Annotated in this window: 22 protein-coding genes; 16 read left to right on the top strand and 6 right to left on the bottom strand. The window is 64.7% G+C overall.

The annotated features are described in order from the left end of the window. Positions 1–241: 241 nt before the first annotated feature. The 4 genes from glnA (at position 242) to NS6_RS08725 (ending at position 5871) form a co-directional block, all read left to right on the top strand. The gene (gene glnA / locus NS6_RS08740; protein WP_068039268.1) at positions 242–1678 is read left to right on the top strand and encodes a type I glutamate--ammonia ligase; all 1437 of its coding nucleotides are present in this window, start codon (positions 242–244) and stop codon (positions 1676–1678) included. Between the two features lie 299 nt (positions 1679–1977). Continuing rightward, positions 1978–2712 (top strand): DUF899 domain-containing protein, encoded by a 735-nt coding sequence (locus NS6_RS08735; RefSeq protein ID WP_068039265.1) that lies wholly within the window; start codon positions 1978–1980, stop codon positions 2710–2712. Between the two features lie 22 nt (positions 2713–2734). After that, positions 2735–3574, top strand: coding sequence for an alpha/beta fold hydrolase (locus NS6_RS08730; RefSeq protein ID WP_068039628.1), 840 nt, complete (start codon positions 2735–2737; stop codon positions 3572–3574). A 323-nt stretch (positions 3575–3897) separates the two neighbouring features. Continuing rightward, positions 3898–5871: an NACHT domain-containing protein gene (locus NS6_RS08725; RefSeq protein ID WP_068039263.1), complete on the top strand. Its 1974-nt coding sequence runs from the start codon at positions 3898–3900 to the stop codon at positions 5869–5871. Between the two features lie 303 nt (positions 5872–6174). Here the strand turns inward: NS6_RS08725 and NS6_RS08720 are convergent, their stop codons facing one another. From NS6_RS08720 to NS6_RS08710, 3 genes are all read right to left on the bottom strand, one after another. Beyond that, complete coding sequence (locus NS6_RS08720; protein ID WP_068039259.1) at positions 6175–6966, bottom strand: amino acid ABC transporter ATP-binding protein; 792 nt, start codon at positions 6964–6966, stop codon at positions 6175–6177. Next, positions 6963–8441 carry an ABC transporter substrate-binding protein/permease gene (locus NS6_RS33750; RefSeq protein WP_084470856.1) on the bottom strand — a complete coding sequence of 493 codons (1479 nt, stop codon included), beginning with the start codon at positions 8439–8441 and terminating at the stop codon, positions 6963–6965. The genes NS6_RS08720 and NS6_RS33750 overlap by 4 nt, the downstream gene beginning before the upstream one ends. Positions 8442–8661: 220 nt before the next feature. Then, positions 8662–9027, bottom strand: coding sequence for a VOC family protein (locus NS6_RS08710; RefSeq protein WP_068039255.1), 366 nt, complete (start codon positions 9025–9027; stop codon positions 8662–8664). Between the two features lie 93 nt (positions 9028–9120). Here NS6_RS08710 and NS6_RS08705 point away from each other — a divergent pair, with 93 nt between their 5' ends. The 3 genes from NS6_RS08705 to NS6_RS08695 all read left to right on the top strand — a co-directional run bounded on the left by NS6_RS08705 (position 9121) and on the right by NS6_RS08695 (position 10984). Beyond that, on the top strand, positions 9121–10065 hold the full coding sequence (locus NS6_RS08705) for a helix-turn-helix transcriptional regulator (protein ID WP_068039251.1): 945 nt from the start codon (positions 9121–9123) through the stop codon (positions 10063–10065). A gap of 104 nt (positions 10066–10169) precedes the next feature. Continuing rightward, on the top strand, positions 10170–10385 hold the full coding sequence (locus NS6_RS08700) for a DUF4287 domain-containing protein (protein WP_068039249.1): 216 nt from the start codon (positions 10170–10172) through the stop codon (positions 10383–10385). A gap of 266 nt (positions 10386–10651) precedes the next feature. Then, positions 10652–10984, top strand: coding sequence for a hypothetical protein (locus NS6_RS08695; RefSeq protein WP_371859319.1), 333 nt, complete (start codon positions 10652–10654; stop codon positions 10982–10984). Positions 10985–11007: 23 nt separating this feature from the next. Here the strand turns inward: NS6_RS08695 and NS6_RS08690 are convergent, their stop codons facing one another. Continuing rightward, the gene (locus NS6_RS08690) at positions 11008–11205 is read right to left on the bottom strand and encodes a hypothetical protein (protein ID WP_068039246.1); all 198 of its coding nucleotides are present in this window, start codon (positions 11203–11205) and stop codon (positions 11008–11010) included. Positions 11206–11413: 208 nt separating this feature from the next. After that, complete coding sequence (locus tag NS6_RS08685; protein WP_068039243.1) at positions 11414–11962, bottom strand: TetR/AcrR family transcriptional regulator; 549 nt, start codon at positions 11960–11962, stop codon at positions 11414–11416. A 102-nt stretch (positions 11963–12064) separates the two neighbouring features. Here NS6_RS08685 and NS6_RS08680 point away from each other — a divergent pair, with 102 nt between their 5' ends. The 9 genes from NS6_RS08680 to NS6_RS08645 all read left to right on the top strand — a co-directional run bounded on the left by NS6_RS08680 (position 12065) and on the right by NS6_RS08645 (position 19765). Further along, positions 12065–12733, top strand: coding sequence for a class I SAM-dependent methyltransferase (locus NS6_RS08680; protein WP_068039618.1), 669 nt, complete (start codon positions 12065–12067; stop codon positions 12731–12733). Between the two features lie 211 nt (positions 12734–12944). Next, the gene (locus NS6_RS08675) at positions 12945–13280 is read left to right on the top strand and encodes a hypothetical protein (RefSeq protein ID WP_068039240.1); all 336 of its coding nucleotides are present in this window, start codon (positions 12945–12947) and stop codon (positions 13278–13280) included. A 52-nt stretch (positions 13281–13332) separates the two neighbouring features. After that, on the top strand, positions 13333–13662 hold the full coding sequence (locus tag NS6_RS08670) for a hypothetical protein (RefSeq protein WP_068039615.1): 330 nt from the start codon (positions 13333–13335) through the stop codon (positions 13660–13662). Between the two features lie 214 nt (positions 13663–13876). Next, on the top strand, positions 13877–14086 hold the full coding sequence (locus NS6_RS34580) for a hypothetical protein (protein WP_157112666.1): 210 nt from the start codon (positions 13877–13879) through the stop codon (positions 14084–14086). A 93-nt stretch (positions 14087–14179) separates the two neighbouring features. Continuing rightward, positions 14180–16510: a hypothetical protein gene (locus tag NS6_RS34575; protein WP_157112665.1), complete on the top strand. Its 2331-nt coding sequence runs from the start codon at positions 14180–14182 to the stop codon at positions 16508–16510. 121 nt (positions 16511–16631) lie between these two features. Continuing rightward, positions 16632–17207, top strand: coding sequence for a DUF4178 domain-containing protein (locus NS6_RS08660; RefSeq protein WP_245669224.1), 576 nt, complete (start codon positions 16632–16634; stop codon positions 17205–17207). A 49-nt stretch (positions 17208–17256) separates the two neighbouring features. Next, positions 17257–17682: a DUF4247 domain-containing protein gene (locus NS6_RS08655; protein WP_068039231.1), complete on the top strand. Its 426-nt coding sequence runs from the start codon at positions 17257–17259 to the stop codon at positions 17680–17682. 41 nt (positions 17683–17723) lie between these two features. Next, positions 17724–18149 carry a DUF350 domain-containing protein gene (locus NS6_RS08650; RefSeq protein WP_068039229.1) on the top strand — a complete coding sequence of 142 codons (426 nt, stop codon included), beginning with the start codon at positions 17724–17726 and terminating at the stop codon, positions 18147–18149. Positions 18150–18187: 38 nt separating this feature from the next. Then, entirely contained in the window at positions 18188–19765 is a 1578-nt protein-coding gene (locus tag NS6_RS08645) for a polyamine aminopropyltransferase (protein WP_068039612.1), read from the top strand. A 17-nt stretch (positions 19766–19782) separates the two neighbouring features. Here NS6_RS08645 and NS6_RS08640 read toward each other — a convergent pair whose 3' ends face one another. Continuing rightward, complete coding sequence (locus NS6_RS08640; RefSeq protein ID WP_084470854.1) at positions 19783–20505, bottom strand: prolyl hydroxylase family protein; 723 nt, start codon at positions 20503–20505, stop codon at positions 19783–19785. Position 20506 lies beyond the last annotated feature (1 nt).

Here is a 20506-nt window from a genome sequence, read left to right as displayed (position 1 = left end):
CCGCCGTTTCCGGCATATCGGGCGGTTGCTGTGCACAATGGCCTGCGTGCCGGTCCGGCGGGACAGTCCGGACAGTATCGAGCGCGGTAATGTCCGTGGCGTGGCCGACGACACGTGCCGTGCGGCACGCGTAACACTGGCGAAACAAACCCTTGACGGCCGGGAAACACCCTGTCCATACCGTCGGATCGCGACGCCCCGCACTCGATACTGGCTGGGATCTATCCGTTAGGAGAGCTAAGTGACGTTCAGCACGGCCGACGAGGTCATCAAGTACATGGCGGATCAGGATGTCGAGTACGTCGACATCCGGTTCAGCGATCTGCCCGGTGTACAGCAGCACTTCTCCATCCCGGCGAAGGCGTTCACGCCCGACCTCGCCGAAGAGGGCCTCGCGTTCGACGGCTCCTCGGTGCGGGGATTCCAGTCCATCGACGAGTCCGACATGCTGCTGCTGCCCGATTACAGCACTGCGCAGATCGACCCGTTCCGGGCGGCGAAGACGCTCAATATGAACTTCTTCGTGCACGACCCGTTCACCCGCGAGGCCTACTCCCGCGACCCGCGCAATATCGCGCGCAAGGCCGAGGAGTACCTGCGCTCCACCGGGATCGCCGATACCGCGTTCTTCGGCGCCGAGGCCGAGTTCTACATCTTCGACTCGGTCCGCTACGACTCGCAGATGAACGGCGCTTTCTACGAGCTCGAGTCCATCTCCGGTTCCTGGAACACCGGCGCGGCGACCAACCCCGACGGCAGCCCCAACCGCGGCTACAAGGTCCGTAACAAGGGCGGCTACTTCCCCGTGGCCCCTTACGACCACTACGTCGACCTGCGCGACAAGATCTCCACCAACCTGCAGAACGCCGGGTTCGAGCTGGAGCGCGGCCACCATGAGGTCGGTACCGCCGGTCAGGCCGAGATCAACTACAAGTTCAACACCATGCTGGCCGCGGCCGACGATCTGCAGCTGTTCAAGTACATCGTCAAGAACACCGCCTGGGCCGAGGGCAAAACCGTCACCTTCATGCCGAAGCCGCTCTTCGGTGACAACGGGTCGGGTATGCACGCCCACCAGTCGCTGTGGAAGGACGGCAAGCCGCTGTTCCACGACGAGGCCGGTTACGCCGGACTGTCGGACCTGGCCCGCCACTACATCGGCGGCATCCTGCACCACGCCCCGTCGCTGCTGGCATTCACCAACCCCACGGTGAACTCCTACCACCGCCTGGTCCCCGGCTACGAGGCCCCGATCAACCTGGTGTATTCGCAGCGCAACCGTTCCGCCGCTGTCCGCATCCCGGTCACCGGCAACAACCCGAAGGCCAAGCGCATCGAGTTCCGCGCGCCGGACGCCTCGGGTAACCCGTACCTGGCCTTCGCCGCCATGCTGATGGCCGGCCTGGACGGCATCAAGAAGAAGATCGAACCGCTGGCCCCGGTCGACAAGGACCTCTACGAGCTCCCGCCGGAGGAGGCCAAGAACATCCCGCAGGCCCCCACCAGCCTGGCGTCGGTGATCGACCGTCTCGAAGCCGACCACGAGTACCTCACCGAAGGCAATGTCTTCACCGACGACCTGATCGAAACCTGGATCAGCATCAAGCGTGAGCAGGAAATCGCCCCGGTGAACCTGCGCCCGCACCCCTACGAGTTCGAGCTGTACTTCGACGTGTGATCCCGACCTGCGGTTCTACCTCTGTGTCGGGTTTCCGGCACGCACTGGATAGGCAGTAGAAGGTCTCGAGTCCACCCGCTCGGTGATCGCAGATGCGATCATTCGGCGGGTGGACTCGTTCGTATCCGGAACGACGCTGCGGTCCAGCCGCTGAGTTGGCGTTTCTGCGCGACGTGGGCGAAGACGCGTAGAGGGTGCCAGGGCGGAAGAATCTCGCGAATGCCCCGGAGAGCGATGAATTCTGTGTCCGGCTCCGGTCAACATACCCAGAGCAGATCCATCCGAACTCTGGAGGAAACATGACCGAGCCCGCCCCCGGAGGCCTGCCTCCGATCGTCGACCGGCAGACCTGGCAGACCGCCCTCGACGACCTGCGGAAGCGGGAGAAGGCCGCCACTCGTGAACTGGACGCGATCGCCGCGCAACGTCGCAGGCTGCCGATGGTCGAGCTCCCGGACTACACGCTGATCGGCCCGGACGGCCCGGTCCGGCTGGTCGACGTATTCGACGGGCGTTCTCAGCTCATCGTCTACAACCACATGTGGTCCGATGGTGCGCAGTGGCAGTGTGGCGGCTGTACCGGGTTGACATCGCATTATGTCCGGTTGGGCTGGCTCGACAACTACGATGCCCGCTTCGTCGTCGTCACCAACGGGCCCATCGACGAAGCGCTGGCCTACAGGACGAAAGTCGGCAACAGGATGGACTGGTATTCGTCTTCGGAGAGTTCGTTCGGCGCGGATGTGGACGCGGCGCCCGGCGAGGGTTTCGCGGTGAACGTATTTCTCCGCGACGGTGACAAGGTCTACCGCACCTGGCACACCAACGGCCGCGGTACCGAACAGCTCAGCTACACGTTCGCGCTGGTCGATATCCTGCCGTGGGGTCGCCAGGAGGAATGGCAGGATTCACCCGACGGGTGGCCGAAATCGCCCGCCTACTCCAAATGGCTCGACTCTCCCGACGTTGCCCGGCTGTACGGTCCGGACGGTGAAGCCACTGCGGGGCCGGCGAGTGCCGACGATTCCCGGTGACACGAGGATCGAGGTGAAGGCAATGAAGCCTTCGCGCAGTGGTCACCTGCCGATCAATGGCCTGAGCCTGTATTACGAAGTACACGGTGAGCTCGGCAGTCCGAAAGCGCCCCCGCTGCTGCTCATACCCGGCGCGTTCATGGCTACCGAATCGATGACGTCGTGGATATCCGCTTTCACGGGTGAGCGGGCAGTGATCGTCTTCGACCAGCAGGGGCACGGCCGAACACCGGATACTTCGCGGCCGATGTCGTATGAGCAATTCGCCGACGACGCGGCGGAATTACTGCGCGCCTTGAATATCGAGCGCGCGGATGTCATGGGCTACTCGCAGGGCGGCGGGGTGGCGCTGCAGCTCGCGCTTCGCCACCCGACGCTCGTGGACAAGCTGGTTTCGATGTCGGCCACCTTTCGCAGGGACGGCTGGTATCCCTCGGTGCCGGAGGTCATCGCGGGTCTCGACGCGACAGCATTCGCCGGTACAGGTGTCGAGAAGGCGTTCAGGGAGCACACACCGGATCCCACGGCATTCGACGCCTACCTCGAAAAGATGAAAGTGCTGAATATCGAAGACCAGAACATCAGTGACACGCAGATGCGTTCGATTTCTGCAAAGACGATGGTGATAATCGGTGATGCCGACGGCGTGAAACCGGAGCACGCGTTGCGGATGTTCGAACTGCGCGGGGGCGGTGATGAGCAGGCGGCGGCCTCGGGGACGTTACACAAGGTACCCGCCGCGCGCTTGGTGATCCTGCCCGCGACATCGCATATCGGTATCAGCGGCGAGTCGGCCAGGCTGGTCCCGATGGTGAAGTCCTTCCTCGACGATGCGCCACCTGTGACTCCTGAACTGTTCTAGAAGTTCGCACGCGCGGATCTCGAAGGGGATGCGGGAAGAACAGGGCGGTGTGTGGCCTTCGGCCATGAGGGATGTCATTTCCGCCGGCCTTCCGACGCGGAACCGACCACACAACAGGCCGCGGACATGCCTAACGCTTCGCGGCCGTATCCGGTCGGTCTCCTGGAATCGGGTGAGGTACCGTTCCGCCCGGTATGTACTAGCTTGGCATTGAATTGTCTGAGCGAGAGGATGATTCGAGTCCGACCCAACTTCGCGGCAGTCGCGACGGTGGATGGAGGGGCCACATGGTGTCAGGTTCGGAGTTGGCTGTCGTCGGTCGTGTGGTGGTGCCCGCGGCGCGGGGAGCCGGATCGCTGTTGCGGAAATTGCGCCCGGATGTATCGGCGACGTCGTTGGCGTTGGTCGCGGACGACCTTGCGGGTCTCGTGGCAAAGACCGAGAAGCGTCGGCTCGGGGAATTGGGGGTGGCGCGTGGTAAAGGGATAGGGCTGCGATGGAACACGCTGGTCGACACCGGCACTGTCGGCAGCGGTGAATTCGGGTCACTGGCGGGGGTCCGTGCGTATTTCGACGGATTGCAGGACCCTCGCCTGATGATTGTGGGCGGTCCGGGCTCGGGAAAAACTGTTGCTGCCTTGAATCTCATGCTCGATCTGCTGGATCAGCGGGCGGGCACGGAGCGCGATCGCCTGCCGGTTCCTGTACGCCTCAATGCTTCCAGCTGGGATCCCGATTCGAATAGTTTCGAAGAGTGGCTCGCGCAGCGGATCGCGCAGGACTACTCGCTCGGCCTGCGCGTGACGCGGGAGCTTGTCGGGACGGACCGGATACTTCCAGTCCTGGACGGACTCGATGAGATGGATAGCGATTCGCGAGAACCTGCACGCGCCCGCGCGGCGTTGGATCAGCTCAACGAAGTCCATTGGCTCGGAAGGCCGATCATTGTCACCGCTCGTATGGACGCCTACCGGAAGCTGTCGGAACTTCACGGCGAGTCCGGACTGTACGAGGCTTCGGTGATCGCGCTGCAAGCACTGACCGCGCAGCAGATCGCTGACTATCTGAAGAGCTGGCACGACGTCAACGGCGGACAGAAATGGACGTCGGTGCAGGGCAAACTCGAGGCCGACCCCGATGGGATCTTCGCGCAGACCTTGCGCACACCGTGGATGTTGGGCCTGACCATACAGTTCCTCAAGCACAAGCGAGCAGGTGACACCGCCGTGCTGACGGAGGCAACGACCCGGGAGGCGATCGAGGATGTGTTGTTCTCTGCGCTGATTCCGTCTGCGGTCGCTGCACAGCTCCGGGATGCCCACAGTCGGCAGAAGTACACCTGTGGCGAGGTGTCGGCATGGATGCGTGCACTTGCCCGCCACTTCGCACCCGGCACGAGTGTGGTTGGCAGGGGGGATTTCGCGTTGGATCAAATATGGAGTCTGGCCGGAGACCTGCGGTGTCGGTTGCTCCATGCCGTCGTCGCTGCGGTAACCGGGTTCGGGGCGGTCTTCACGTTCTTCATTGCACCCGCCGTCTGGGCTGGGATCGACGTAGCGCCGGCCACACGGGACGGTCTGGTGATCGGCACCTTGTGCGCGCTGGTATGCGGCTTCCGTGGCTACTGGCCCTCTCGACCCTCATCGCGAAAGGCATTGTGGCGGACGTACAAAACCGGTGACGTGAAGCGCTGGGTCAAAGCCTCGGTCGTAGGTGTCGGCGCGGGGTTCGCCCTTGCGATCTGTGGCTTCCTGGCGAGCAGGCACCCGGCAGCGCCCAACCCATTGCCACCGCGAGACGCCGCCGAAGGCGCAGGCTTGGTCGGTACCCTCACCGCGCTGGTGCTGATCTTCGGCATCAGCCTCACCGGCCACCGGCAACCCCGGCTCGACGAGAAACGGATCATTCGTGATGATGCGCGTGCCGCCGTCTATGTCGGTGTGATCACGTGGCTCATGTTGGTTTCGATTGTCACTGTCCTGGCATTCGTCAAAAAGTCGAGTGAAGGTGATCTGCCGTTGTCGTTGCTAGCGCTCAGCCCCTTGCTCGTAATACTGATGGCTTTGGCTGGGGCTCCGATGGGTATCGCCCTCGGCGCGTTGATCTTCTTGGCGCGAGCCAAGGCCAGTATCCGATACGGATGTGCGAGAGCGTTGTTTACGGTCGGATCTGGTTTCGCCTCGTCGCCCGCGCCCTTCCTGGACTGGGCGCGTGGATCGGGACTGCTGCGAGTTACCGGTGCTGCCTATCAGTTCCGGCATCAAAGTTACCAGGAGTGGCTGGCTGCACAGCCCTAGCCGCGGCGGGTTTTGTTTTCCTTGGAGATGCTGAGAACTGGTGCGGCCGGCCGAAATCGAAATCGGCGCGGCGTCATTGGCCAGATGGTGTGACCAGTCCCCGATAACGCGTCCACTCGGTTTCAGAATTCGAATGTCTCCGCGTGGTTGCGGCCTTCCGCGATCACGGTGCCGAGTACTGCGGAAAAGGTATGGCGGGGGATGCCCGGATCCAGTCGGCCCACGCCCGAACTCGCGGGTGTCGTCGAGCAGCGTTTCACCGATATAGAAGACCACCGATTCGACCGCAGGCATGCGGCCGACCTACCCGGTGTCGAGGATGCGTTTCAGGAAGCGGCGGGTTCGGTCTTCTCGGGGGTCGCCGATCACCTGGTCTGCCGGGCCGCGTTCGACGATGGCGCCGTCGTCGAGAAACAGGACCTGATCCGCTACCTGCTGGGCGAAACGGATTTCGTGGGTGACGATCACCATCGTCCAATCCTGAGTGGCCAAGTCCTTGATGACGGCGAGTACTTCGCCGACCAGTTCGGGGTCCAGCGCCGAGGTGGGTTCGTCGAACAGCACCACCTGCGGTTTCAGGGCCAGGGCGCGGGCGATCCCGACGCGCTGCTGCTGGCCTCCCGAAAGCTGGAAAGGGTAGGCGTCTGCGCGGTCGCCGAGACCCACCTGCTCCAGGAGGGTCCGGGCCGCGGCGACCGCTTCGTCCCGGGGGCGCTGCTGGGCGACGACGGGGCCTTCGATGATGTTCTCCAGCACCGTGCGGTGCGGGAAGAGATTGTGGGACTGGAAGACCATTCCGCTCTGGGCTCGTAGCCCGGTTGCTTCCCGGCGCCCCGCCCGGCCACGGGGCAGCCGGGCGAAGTCGACCTCGACGTCGGCGATGCCGACCACCCCGCGTTCGGGAATATCGAGCGCGTTGAGGGAGCGCAGTACGGTGGTCTTGCCCGACCCCGAGGGGCCCAGCAGGACGGTCGAGGTGCCGCGCCGGGATTCGAAGTCGATGCCGCGCAGCACGTGCCGCTCGCCGAAGGACTTCTCCAGGCCGCGGACCCGGATCCAGGCGGGCGCGGTGTTGTGTTCAGTGGTGTCGGTCATTTCGCCACATACCTGTCGAGTCGGGTCTCCAGTCGTTTCTGCGCGGCGGAGAGGGCCGCGCACATCACCCAGTAGTACAGCGCGGCGAACGTGTACAGCGCGAGGAAGTCGTTGCTCTCGGCCGCCGCGAGCTGGGCCTCACGGAACAGTTCGGTCAATAGCACCACCGAGCCCAGCGATGTGTCCTTGAGCAGTGAGAGCAAGGTATTGGACAGCGGTGGCACCGCTGTTCTGGTGGCCTGCGGGAGGATGATGCGGCGTAGCGTCTGCGCATATCCGAGACCGACCGTCGCCGCCGCCTCGAACTGTCCCTTCGGCACCGCCAGAATCGCCGAACGGATCACTTCGGCCGCATAGCCGGCCACATTGAGACTGAACGCGATCACCGCGGCGATGAACGGGTCGAACTTCAACCCGATCTGCGGCAGCCCGTAGAAGACGATGAACAGCTGCACCAGCAGGGGCGTGCCGCGAATGATGGAGATGAAGGCGCGAGCGGGTGCGGCGAGTAGCCGGTAGGACGATATCCGCGCCAGCGCGACCAAGAGTGCCAGCAGGAGCCCGATGGTGAAACTCAATGCTGTCAACGGGACCGTCACCTGCACCAGTCCGACGAACATCGGCCACGCCGCCCCGCGCAACACCTCCCAGGTGCCGCGGGGGCCGCGCCCCTCGGACAGGTCGGCGGTGCCGCCGTCGGGTACCGAGACATCGGCCCGGAAGTACTTTTGTGAGATGGCTGCGAGCGTCCCGTCGGCCGCCAGTGCGGCGATCGCCCGGTTCGCCTGGCCGAGCAATGCTGCGTCGTCCTTGCGGAAGGCGAGGACTTGCTCGCTGGTCTCCGCTCCGGCATCGCCGACGATCTCGATATCCGTGGCCCCGGTGCTGGCCAGGTAGTCGAGCACGGCGATGTTGTCGTTGATGATCGCGTCGACGCGTCCCTGGGTGAGCAGCGCTGCCGCCTGCGCGAACCCTTCGACAGCCTCGACGTTTGCGCCGGCGTCGCGGGCGACCTGAGCCCAGTTGCTGGTGCTCGACTGGGCGGTGGTGCGCCCGGCCAGATCGTCCAGGGTCCGGATCTGTTCGTCGCCGGTGCGCCGGACGATCACGCCGCGGGAGTAGGTGTAGGTATCGGACAGCCCGTACTTCGCCCGGCGCTCGTCGTTGACCGAGACCTGGTTGGCGATGACATCGATGCGACCGGAATCCAGGGCGGGAAAGATCGCGTCCCACTGTGTTTCGACGTATTCGAGTTCCCAGCCGGCCCGGTCGGCGATCGCCCGGACCACCTCGATGTCGTAGCCGGTGAGTTGCCGGTTGCCCGGATCGTGGTAGGAGAACGGCGGATAGGTGCCCTCGGTGCCGACCTTCACCACCGGCCGGCCGGGATCCTGCGCCGCCGCCGTACCTACCTGTGTGGATCCGGCGAGCACCAGGAGCAGAGACAGCACCATGCCTCTGAGCACGTGTCGCATCGGCGACCCCCTCGCATCGGCCGGAACCGGAATCCGGCACTGGAGAACGAGAGTAGTGCGAAACGGACGCCGGGGCGGGGCAGTGCATCTTGCGAAATGTCGCGGGCCGGTCCGCGCCGCCGCGGATTTCCCGCGCACGGTGCCCTTTCGGGAGACGTTGGACGGCTCCACGGGCACAGCCCGCGGCGTGCGGGGCTAGATGGCCCCGCACGCGGGCGTCTCAATCCACCGGGGCCACGCGGATCAGATTGCCGTCGGGGTCGGCGACTACGAAAGTGCGGCCGAAGACCTCGTCGTAGGGCTCGGCGACGATATCGACACCCTTGTCGACCCACTTCCGGAAGTGGTTGTCGATCCCCTCGGGACCGCCGGGCAGGGCCAGGCAGAGTTCGCTGGTGCGTGGGCCGGTGAAGGAGAAGTTCTCGTCGGCACCGCTCCACACGGCGAGCTGGATACCGCCGCCGAGGTCGAAGGCGATGAAGCGCGGGGTTTCGAATACGGGCTTCATCTCGAACAGGTCGCCGTAGAAGCGGGCGGCAGCGGCCGCGTCGCGGACGTACACGATGAACATGTTCGGTGTGGTCATGGGGTGTTCTCCTCTTGCCGTCGTTGTGGACAAGTAGAGATTCGCTGCCATACCTGACAGATTCCGGCAGGTTTGAAGGAAGAATCTTGCGGTATGACGCCCGATCGCTTCTTTTCCCTGCTGATCGCCCTGCAGTCCCGGGAAACCGTCACCACCACCGATCTGGCCGCCGAACTGGGCATATCGGTGCGGACCGCGTTCCGGGACGTGCAATGGCTGCAGGACGCCGGGTTCCCGATACTCGTCCGGCGGGGGAGATGGGGTGGAGTGACACTGCTACCCGGCGGTGCACTCGACCTCGCCCGCCTCACCCCGGCCGAGCGCGACCATCTCGCGTTGTCCGGCCTCGACGACACCCAGCGCGATCAGCTCGGTGGTGGGGTCGACAGCCGGCGAGCCAGGAGCAAGGTGGCGCCGGGGCGGGCGCGACCGGAGAATCTGCTGCCGGTGCATGCGGTGGTCGCCACGGACAACCGGCCCTGGTTCGGGCCGCCCGGCGCGGGAATCGGGCCCGCTGAACTGCTGGGTGACCTGCGGCGCGGCGTCCGGTTACGGGTCAACTACCGGCGGTCGGACGAGACCGGGCCTACGTGGCAGATCGTCGACCCCTACGGTTTGCTGGCCAAGGGCGGCCGGTGGTATCTCGTGGCCGACCATTCGGCCCGGCCGCGCCTGTATTCGCTGGAACGGATCGCCGGCTGGCGTCCGCTGCGCACGCCCCGGCAGCTGCGGCCCGGGGCGACCTTGCAGGCAGTGGCGGCGGAACTGTCCGCACGCTGGGAAACCGCGGGGGCCGTCCGGATCGAGGGCGCACTGTCCACCGGCCAGTTGGAACGTGCCCAACGGATCCTCGGTACCCGGTTGACGGTCCTGACTCCGGAAGCGGGCGGGCGGGTGGGCATCGCTGTGGCCTGCCGGGTGGTCGAGGATGTGCGGCAACTTCTGCAGTTCGCCGACGATTTCATCGTGACCGGCCCGCCGGAGGCGCGCGAACGGATCCGCGAGCTGGCGGGAGCGATGCTGCGGCAGTACCACTGAAGGCCAGCAGATCTTGTGTCAGGCATCACAGCTGGATCGCCGACGAGTTCCCTGGCCAGGTCCCGTCCTATGCGAGGAACGTTGTGTGGAACAAGGAGACCGATATGGCGGCACAGCCGAAAGGCCCCGCGTCCTACTTCCCGTCCATCGAGGCGAAGTACGGCCGCAGTATCGAGGAGTGGAAGACCACCCTGCGTGATTCCGGGTTGTCGTCGCACAAGGAGCTCGTCGAACTCCTGAAAACCGAGCACGGATTCGGCCACGGGCATGCCAACGCACTCACCCAGCACTATCTGCACCCCGGGAAATGGGCTGACTGAGGTTGCGAACAGCCGGCCGGATGAGCATGCCGAAGCGAACGAGGGCTGCTTCGGACGGACCCGCAGCTGCTCTCGGCTGTGCCGGCCCGGTCGCACGAGCGTTCAGGCGTTGCGCTAGGAAAGGGCCGGCGCTGACGGACGGGACACAGTACGTACCGTTGACGGGCCGCCCCGTCGCCGACAGTCGAGTGCCGGTGAGTGCTCCGGCAGCGAAATGCTGTGCTGTGGCCCGGTTCCGCCGTAGGCTCGCCGCACCGGCATCAGTGATGGTCACGAGCGATGGGGCGTACTACATGGCGATACGGGAGCGACTGGGATTCACGGCGGCCGAGCCGGCCCCGGTCTACGGCGAACCGTTCGAGACGGCCGATGGCGCGATCGTCATCACCGTCGCCCGCCGAGGCGTGATCAGCCCGGTCATGCGGCCCGCCGGGGTTTTCGTCGTCCGCGACGGCGCCGCGACGTGGGTTCCCGCGGTAGATGTCAACCGGATCGCGTTCATGGGCGAGCTGATCGGCCTGCTCGCCGCTGTGATCACCGGTCTGGCGATCCTGCGGCGCCCACCCTGGCCCGATCTCGGCCGCCGCACCTGCGACTGATCCGGGCCGCGCGGCAACGGATGTCAGCCGGGGTCGCCGCGCCGCGCGGCATCCAGCAGCCGCACCGCGCGTGGTCCCACACCGTGCAGCGCGAGCAGTTCGTCCATGTTCGCCGGTAGGCCGGCAAGTGACCGGTAGCCGGCGTCGATCAGCGCACCGGTCGCGGGGCGGCCGATCTTCACCCCGTCGAACACCGGACCACGGTCCTGCGCAGTGCTCATCCCGCGAAACTACACCGCCATGGGTCTCCGGTTCTCCGCTAGGGACGTGCGTGCGCGACTCGGCATCGCATTCCGTGCCCGGATTGTGAGCGGGCCCGCGCCACAGCACACGCCCGTCCCCGAGCTCGATCCGCCTGGCGAGGCGGAAGTCCCCCGGGCGGCTGATCGTTTCCGGCGCCGTGCCGGAGTCCATCCGTTCGCTCCCGCGCTATCGAGGGGCCCGCGATGCGGGATGCGCACCGGCACAGATCGCCTCGAAGCGGCGCCAGGCGAGTTCTGGGGCAACCGGTTTCGCGCGGTCGGTGACCGCGGTGAGCAGGCCGACGAGTGCCCAGGACAGTGTGGCGACGGTGAGGTCGTCGGCGGGCGGACCGGGCTGCGCATCAAGGTGTTCGCGCAGGATGGCTGCCACACTGTTGCGGTAACCACGCAGGGCCGTCACCGAGGCCCGGGAACCGATCAGCGGTTCGTATACCTGCGGATAGTGTGCGGCCAGGCCGATCATCACCCGGACCGGTGCCCAGCGGCCACGGTCGGGCGAGCGGGCGATCTCCTGGCGCAGGTGTTCACCGCAGCTCACTACGAGCAGATCGTCTTTGTCCCGGTAGTGCGCGTAGAACGTGGAGCGCCCGATATTCGCCCGCGCGATCACATCGCTCACGCTGATGCGATCGTAGGCGCGTTCCATCATCAGCTCGATGAGGGCGCGGTGCAGTGTCTCGCGGGTGCGCCGGACCCTGCGGTCAGAGGTGCTCATAGGTCTTCCTCGGTGGACAGTTCCGCCGGACCTGTCCGGAAACGGACGGATCGGGCCCATCTGATTCTGGTCGACAGCGGCCGGGATGGCGACGATCGACCCATGACATCAGATCAGCGCACCCGCAACCCGATGTTCGTCGACGCCCCCGATACCGGCGTCGTCATCGAGGGCATGCGGCGATACAACCTGTTCACCACAGTATGGTTCCTCGGCCGCCATCGCCGGTTGCTCGCCGAACTGGCCCGGGCGAGTGGTGCCGGTCTCGGCGACGACGCCGTCGATATCGGTTGTGGGCCAGGGAAACTCGTCCGCGTGCTCGGCACGCAGGTCGGGCCACGAGGGAAAGCGATCGGTATCGACCCCTCCGCCGCCGCCATCGACTACAACCGCCGCCGCGACACCCGCCCGAATCACCGCTACATCCAGGCTCCGGCTCAGGAACTGCCCCTGCCCGATGCCTCGGTCGATGTGGTGACGTGCACCTTCGTCATGCACCACATTCCTGAGGAACACCGGGAGGCGGCAATCGCCGAGATGTGGCGGGTGCTGCGACCGGGTGGTCGATTGCTGCTCGCCGATGCCCATCCGAGCCGGTGGATTCGATTTCTGTTCGGTCGTACTGCGCACCGGCGTCACGACGCCGACCCGTTCGAGGCGATCGACATCCGGCGCTACACCCCGGCCCTGAACGCAGTGGGATTCACGGACTTCGATTACCGCTCGAGTCGCCATATGACCGGTATCTCCATGGGGAGGAAGCCGGGCTAACGGCCGGGGAGCCCACAAACCTTCCCACCACTGGTAACTGCGTGCTGTTGTGGAAGATTGGACGGGCACGATGGACGTGAGGAGGAGCGTTGTCGCAATCGTCGTTGCCGCCAGATCCGCTCGGCGCTGGGACGCTTACAGCCCCAGGCGTGGCGGCGATTTCTCCAAAAGCTCGGGTCTCGTCTGCCCTGCGACTGTCCGGTGGGCTGGAGTGAGGCATCCGGAGACCATCGAGACGCTTTCTCGGGGACGCGCTTTCGTCGATGCCACCGCCGATATGCTGGAACGGGTTCGCCGGATCCGGGCCCGGAGGCCTTCTCCCAGTGGCCGCGTTATCCCGGAAGTGGATGGGACGCTCCGGTTGACCGATATGTACATCGCTCCCGGTACGATCGCGCATTCGACCGACTATCGGGAACTGGCTGCGGATATCATGGCTGCCATCCACGAGAGCACCCGCGATGCTGTACGGCAACACAAACTGGCCATCGAGGATACCGCATGGCCCGAGATACCCGAGGTGCAATGGGTGGCCCGGCGACGCTAGCGACGCTTCGGCGGTCCGGCTGGGGACATGAGCGGTTCCAAAGGTGACGTCCATGGACGCAGTGGGCTCACCGGCGGCTTCGGCGCGACGGCAGCGGATCTTCGAGGTGTTCAATCCGGACTATTCGGTTGGGGTGGCGTGCGATATCGCGGGCATAGTTGTCGGGTTGCATCTAGGCGAGGAGGTCGCCGAACAGTCGGACGCTTGGCTGGCTATTGAGATTCTCCGGTTGGCGCGCCTGGCGCGAATGAAATCCGAGGTGGTTCGGCGGCAGAGGCTGCTCGACAACGGCATGTTGCCGCACGCAGTGGAGGCTCGTGGACTACCCACCGAAGCAGACTACCGTCGTGCGGAGGCGGCTGAGTACGGTAATCAACTCTGAATCTGAGCGCCCCCGGTTCGTTGCCCATGGGCCTGCGCATTGGCCTCCCCGCTGTGGGGATATACGACAATTGGCCTGCGGGTACGAGAGGGAAGGACGCTGCGGCATGGGATACATATTTGGGCAAGTGCCGGATGATGTACGTGGTCGCGCGGATAGAAACGGTGCTCCCGTTTCGGGTCTGCAGGACCATGCCGAGCCTGACTCGGATTTCGTGAACCGGCTGTACACGGGTGCGGGCCTGTGCGTCCACCCCGTTGCTTGCCTGGTTCCCGGTAACGACGAGAAGCGTCGTCGACGCTGGCGAGGGGTCGCGACGGGGTACGAAGGTGCGGCAAATGCCGGCTACCGCGGTGCCACCGGCTTCGAGGACGCCGAGGTCGAGGGGGCCGGCCGGGTCAAGAGAGTGTCGGACGAGGCCTAGCGCGGCGTGCGGGTGAGTGGTCGCTGAGTCTGATGTCCTGCGAGTGGGTGACGGTGATATGAACGGCGTACGCCTCGTTTCCGGAGGGGTTGGATGACCAACTACTACGTATATAACGAAGAAGGCAAGCAGGAAACGCCGGACGAGCGTCCTACATCGGGATTCTACTATGAGCAGGACGACGTAGGCGAAGAAGTAACTCTTTGTGAAATCGATCCGCAGACCGGTGAGCGGGTAGTAGTCGAGACCTTTGAGGCAGGTGAGGCGGATTACCTGGTCACGAAAGGTGGTTATGCCTATGAGAAAACCGTAGAGGATACGGAACTGGACTGGAACTTTTCCGGGAGCCGGCCTAGAGACGTAGATGTATTTGCTGCCGATACCAGCAAAAGGAGGGTGGAGGATGACCCGGACTCGGCAGTCAACCATTTTGGAATCACAACTTTCGGTGACGGATACGGCGAATATGCGGCAAAAGATTCGAAAGACATCTACGCCTTTAATGAAGAAACTGGCAAATATGAAGCCGCGGATTACAGTCAGTTCCCACTGAAGATCTGGGTTCCGAAGGGGACGGAAGGGGTTGATCCTTCTCCGGTGCTGGTCGATAAGATCGGTGCTGCCAACTTCTATCTAGGCTGGCTGAGTCGCCAGATGGGCACCGGCGACATCAACAAGCCGGAATATATCATTGACCCCGAGGGTAAGAAGAAAGACCTGGACGAATATCTCGACACGGCTTTCTTCAACGATATCGCCGCCAGCGGCGAAACGGCCGATTCCGAGTTGACCACAGCGACCGAGCTCGCCGATTTGGTGGCGGAGGTGGAGTTGATCGACGAGACATTCGGGGCGAAGGTTCTCGAGATAGATCGCAACAACCATGAGAAGTATACCGAGTTGTTCAACAAGGTTTCGGCGATCAACGAAGCGATGGTTTACAGTCTGATGGGAAGTTACACCTTCGAGGCTGAATCTCTCGACAAGTCCGGCGTAGAAAACCTGGCGGGTTCCGCCGGTAGTGGGCTCACCGATGCGGAAAATGATGCGGCAGAAGATGCCGAGGACGATATAAAACTCACTGATCCCGGAATTCAGAATATCGTCGAGGAACTGGAACTATACGAAATACTTGCCCGTGGCGTGGCTGACTGTACAACCATTGTCGACCAATATGCCACGCAAATGGAGGCGCTCGCAGAGGAGCACCCGGACCAAGCGCATAAGGTCGACGACGGTGATTGGCACGACGGGAACGATCCGTTATCGGAGAAGCCTGGTGAACCCGAACCCGAACCCGAACCCGAAACCGAACCTGAGCCGGAACCAGGACCGGAACCTGAGCCGGAACCAGGACCGGAACCTGAGCCGGATCCAGGGCCCGGGACTTCCGATACAGAGTTCGATGGGTCCGAGGAGACTGGTGAGGAGACCGCCGACAATAACACCGATGCGGATACGGAGCTGGCCGCGTTGGGTGAGGAGTTCTCAAGCATAGTCGGGGACTCGGAATCAACCGAACAGGGGGCGGAAACCGGGGATCTACTCGGTGGCGGCGAGGAGGGCGAGTCCTCGAGTCTCGAGGACCGGGTGATGGAGTACATCAACGGCGATACCGGAACACAAAGCCCGGGTACCGCAGCCCAGGCGATGCAGCAACCGCAGCAGCCATCGCCCGGGATGGACCCGATGTCACTGGCCATGCTGTCGGGCATGGGTGGGCAAGGCGGCCTCTTCGGTGGCGGCGACAAAGGTGGGGAGCAGGACAAAGACAGGGACAAGGACAAGGACCGAGACGAGGAGCGGCGCAACCAGAATCGGCAGGTACCCGGCGCGCCGCAGCAGTCTCCCGGTGTAGCCGTGGCCACCGACCAGGGCACCGCCACTGCTCAGCATGTGGTTACCGCGTCACCCGATGCGGGGCCGCCGCCTGTTGTGAGCACTCCCGGTACGACCACGCCGTGGACGCCGCCGGGCGGAGTTCCCGGCACGGACGATATCCCGGTGCCGCAGGCGACCGGAGACGCGCTCGCCAGGCAGGTAGGCAATCCGGCGCTGGATGCCGGTACCGCATACGCCGGGACACCCGGAGAACAGACCGTGGAGAAGCCGTGGCAGGTGGTCGATGTGTCGGCCCTGCGGACGGGTGATGTGATCGCGTGGGAGAACCACAGCGCGGTTGTGGTCGACAACGGTAACGGGCCGCAGTATCTGGAGAACGGCCAGTTGGTGCCGCTGAACCAGAGCAATCTGGACCATCCCCAGTACGGGAAGTATCAGAATTACTTCCATCCGACCGGTCTGGATTCCGCTGGTGCCATGAATATGCAGGTGCCCGAGGCGCCTACGGGTTTGCCGGAGCCGAAGATCACCCAATCGCAGCCGCCCGATCCGCCGCCGATCCAGGGACCCGAACAGGCGTAGGAGGGCGCCGGTCGCCGCGGGTGGACGCGGTGACCGGCGTGCAGGAGGCGGGAATGCTACTCTCCGCTGAGATCGCCGGAGGGAGGCAGCCATCACCGCACTGTGGATCGTCGTATTGATCGTGGTACTCGTCTTGGCGGGCATCGTGGCATACCTGCTCGTACAGCGCAGGAGCACGCCGGCCGCGCCGTCCGGGCCTGTCGACCCCTTCGCCGACAAGGACTCCGATGCTCTGCGCGGTGACCCGCGGGCGCTGAAAGCCGGCGATATCGCCGATATTCTCGGTGAGACCTACACCGTGCGCGGCTCGTTGCGGTTGAAGGAGGGCGGCTACCAGTGGAGTGAGCATCTGCTGGACAACGCCGCGGGCATCCGCAAATGGCTGTCGGTGGAGGAGGATCCGGAGCTCGAGCTGGTGCTGTGGACGGAGACGCCGGGTATCGCGGCGCCCGGCGGGAGCGAGCTCGAGCACGATGGAAAACGGTTCCGGCTGGAAGAGTCCGGGACCGCCCGCTACATCGGGGAGGCGACCACCGGGCTGACCCCTTCCGGGACGGTCGCCTACCACGACTATCTCGCCGAAGACGGAACTCGCCTGTCGTTCGAGGATTTCGGGGATTCGGGGAAGAAGGAAGCGGCAATCGGGCAGGTCCTGTACCGCAGTGCGATTATGATCTACCCGCAGTCGCCGTCTTGAGTAGTTGTCCTACCGGACGGGCTGGGTACCAGTCGGGGGAAGGTTTTCTGTGAGTCGTAAATCCTGGGTGATCGCTGCTGTCTGCGCGGTCCTCACTGTTGCGCTGTCCGGATGCGGGTCCGATGATGACGACGGAAGCGGGGCGCGTTCCTACATCGCCTCGCATTACACCCGTGCCGAGAATCTGGACGAAGCGAACGACGGCCGGGCGTACACCGCGAACAATCCGCCGGGTGCGGTCGCCGACGAGATCACCCAGGCGGCGCTCCCGCTGGACCGGCGTTCGAGCGGGCCGATGACCTTCCTCCAGTACCGCGACGACATCATCGCGATATCCCCGAACGGTTCCGGAGCGAAGGTGCTGGTCGACGACTACCGCAACGGTTACCGCCGCCACCACTCCTATGTCAGCGTCTTCGGCTGGCCCAGCGACAACAGCGGTTTCCGCGGTGGCGGTTCCGGCGACGGAAAATAGGCTCCGCCGCGCGTCCTATCGACCCTTCCCAGGAGGAAACAATGCTCCAAGACCTGCCCGCGGCCGCCGGTGCCGCGGCCGCCTACTCCGGCCTCGGCATCGTGCTGATGGTGCTCGGGTTCGTCCTGGTGGATGTACTCACACCCGGTAACCTGCGCCACCAGATCTGGATCGAACGCAACCGCAACGCCGCCTTGCTGGTCGCCGCGAATATGCTCGGTGTCGGCATCATCGTCGCCACCGCGATCTGGACCTCCGACGGGGCGATCGGGCAGGCGCTGATCTCGAGCGCTGTCTACGGGATCATCGGCCTGGTCGCGATGGGCTTGGCGTTCCTGTTGCTGGAATTCGCCACGCCGGGTGAATTCCGGGGTGTGGTGAACGAACACGAACTGCATCCCGGGGTGTGGGTGAGCGCCGCGGTGCATATCGCGGTCGCCGCCGTGGTCGCCTCCGCGCTCACGTAAAGGTGTCGGCGAGCACGCTGACAGCCGAACAGCCGCCGGTGGAGCCCGGCGGCACTGTAGCGACCGGATCCGCGCCGCAGCAGCCGGGTGTTCCCGGGCGCTTCCCCCGGATCGCCCTGCTCCTCACCGTTTTCGTCTGCGCGGCCTGCGGTCTGGTGTACGAACTGTCCTTGGTGACACTGGGGAGTTACCTGATCGGCGATACCGCCACCCAAGCGTCGATCACGCTCAGTGTGATGGTGTGCGCGATGGGGATCGGCGCGCTGGCCGCGAAACCACTGCGGCATCTGGCAGCGTCGGCGTTCCTGGCGGTCGAGATCGCGCTGGCGCTGGTGGGCGGGCTGTCGGTGCTGGGCTTGTACGCGGCCTACGCCTGGCTCGATCTCTATACCGCGGCACTGGTGGTGGCTTCCTGCGTGATCGGTGCCCTGGTCGGTGCCGAGATCCCGTTGCTGATGGAACTACTGCAGCGTATCCGTAAACAGGAAGCGGGCAGCGCGGTCGCCGACCTGTTCGCCGCCGACTATGTGGGCGCGCTACTCGGTGGTCTGGCGTTCCCGTTCCTGCTGCTGCCGGTATTCGGGCAGATCCGGGGCAGCCTCATCGTCGGCGTGGTGAATGTGCTGGCCGGGCTGGCGCTGGTGTTCATCTGGTTCCGCGCGGATCTGTCGCACCTGGTCAAAGTGGCCTTCGGTACGGTCACGGTGCTTGCCGTGGGTGTTCTGATCGGAAGCTATATCTATGCCGACCGGTTCGAAGCCACCGCCCAGCAGGCTTTGTTCGCGGCACCGATCGTCTGGCAGCACCAGACCGAGTACCAGAAGATCGTGCTCACCGAATCGGCATCACCGTTCGGCACCCGCGACACCCGGTTGTTCCTCAACGGCGACCTGCAGTTCTCCTCGGTCGACGAGTACCGCTACCACGAGGCGATGGTGCATCCCGCGCTCGCCGGGAACAGGGAGAACGTACTGGTCATCGGCGGCGGTGACGGGCTCGCCCTGCGCGAGATCCTGAAATACCCGGACGTCCGCACCGTGACCCTGGTCGAACTGGACCCGGTCATGATCGATCTTGCCCGCACCGACCACCGGCTCACCGAACTCAACCGGAACTCCTTCGCCGACCCGCGTGTGCGGACGGTCACCGCCGACGCGTTCACCTGGTTGCGCACCGCGCACGCGGAATACGACGCGGTGATCGTCGACCTGCCCGACCCGGATCAGACCTCGATCGCCAAGCTCTACTCCACCGAGTTCTACGCCATGGCCGCCCGGGTGCTGGCCCCGGAGGCCACCATGGTGGTGCAGGCGGGGTCGCCGTTCTTCGCTCCGCACTCCTACTGGTGTATCGCGGCGACGGTCCGCACCTCCGGGCTGTCCGTGCTGCCCTACCACGTGGATGTGCCGAGCTTCGGTGATTGGGGTTTCCTGCTCGCCACCCGCGACCCGGACCCCGAACTGCGCCTAAACGCACCGGAACCCCTGCGATCGATCGACGAGACAAGCCTGCAAGCGGCGAAGGTGTTCGCACCGGATCGCCGGGATACCGGGGAACAGCCCTCCACGTTGATGCACCCGGTGATCCTGGATCTGGCACGCAAGGAATGGGTATAGGGAGCCGGGCGGACAGGTCAGCGCCGCGCGCGCTCGCGGAACCACAGGTTTGCCGCCCACTTCTCACCCTGATCGACCGGCATGCCACCGTGCAAGCTGCGCTCGTGAACGCGATTCGTACCGGCATGGCAGTTGTGGAACAGCACCATCCTGCCGGGAGCCGCCCGGACCTCGATGCCCAGTTCGGGGAAACTCGTGGATCCGCCGGCCTCCACCTCGCTCAGGTAGAGAAGGGCGGTGACCAGGCGCTGGCCTCCGCGGGCGAGGCAGCGTTCGGCTTTGCTCGAACCCGGGCGCCACGCATCGTAGTGAGGCCGGTACTGCTGGCCGGGTCCGTAGTGCAAGACCTGGAACGATTCGGCGTTGGACAAGGGAATGGCGACGATATCGCTGATCCGTGTGGCAAGCCGCGACGTGAGCTCATTGTGGTTGTGGGGTATCCAGCAATTACTGCCCGAGCGGCCGGGGCTGACATAGCCGCCGGTATCCCCGCTGACTTCAGCGCGTTTCAGGATCTCGCGGCTCCGCTCGATGAGACTTGTCATCTCGTCCGGGGTCGCGATGTCGTCGAAAAGCCATACGTCCGGGTCGGTGTGGAGCGATATGCCGTCACTGTAACTGCGACGAAGGGCCGTCAGATCCACATTTCCGGGCACGTCGGTTCGAGCCGCGTCCTGCCGAGTCGGCTTTTCCGCCGGGGCCGCGAACTTCGTGATCGGTGTGTGCGTAGTGTCGTCCACG

The organism is Nocardia speluncae NBRC 108251 (assembly GCF_001613245.1).
In the GTDB taxonomy this organism is placed as follows: domain Bacteria; phylum Actinomycetota; class Actinomycetes; order Mycobacteriales; family Mycobacteriaceae; genus Nocardia; species Nocardia speluncae.
The sequence above is the reverse complement of the archived record's forward strand: the minus strand, read 5'-3'. Positions and strand labels throughout refer to the sequence as shown.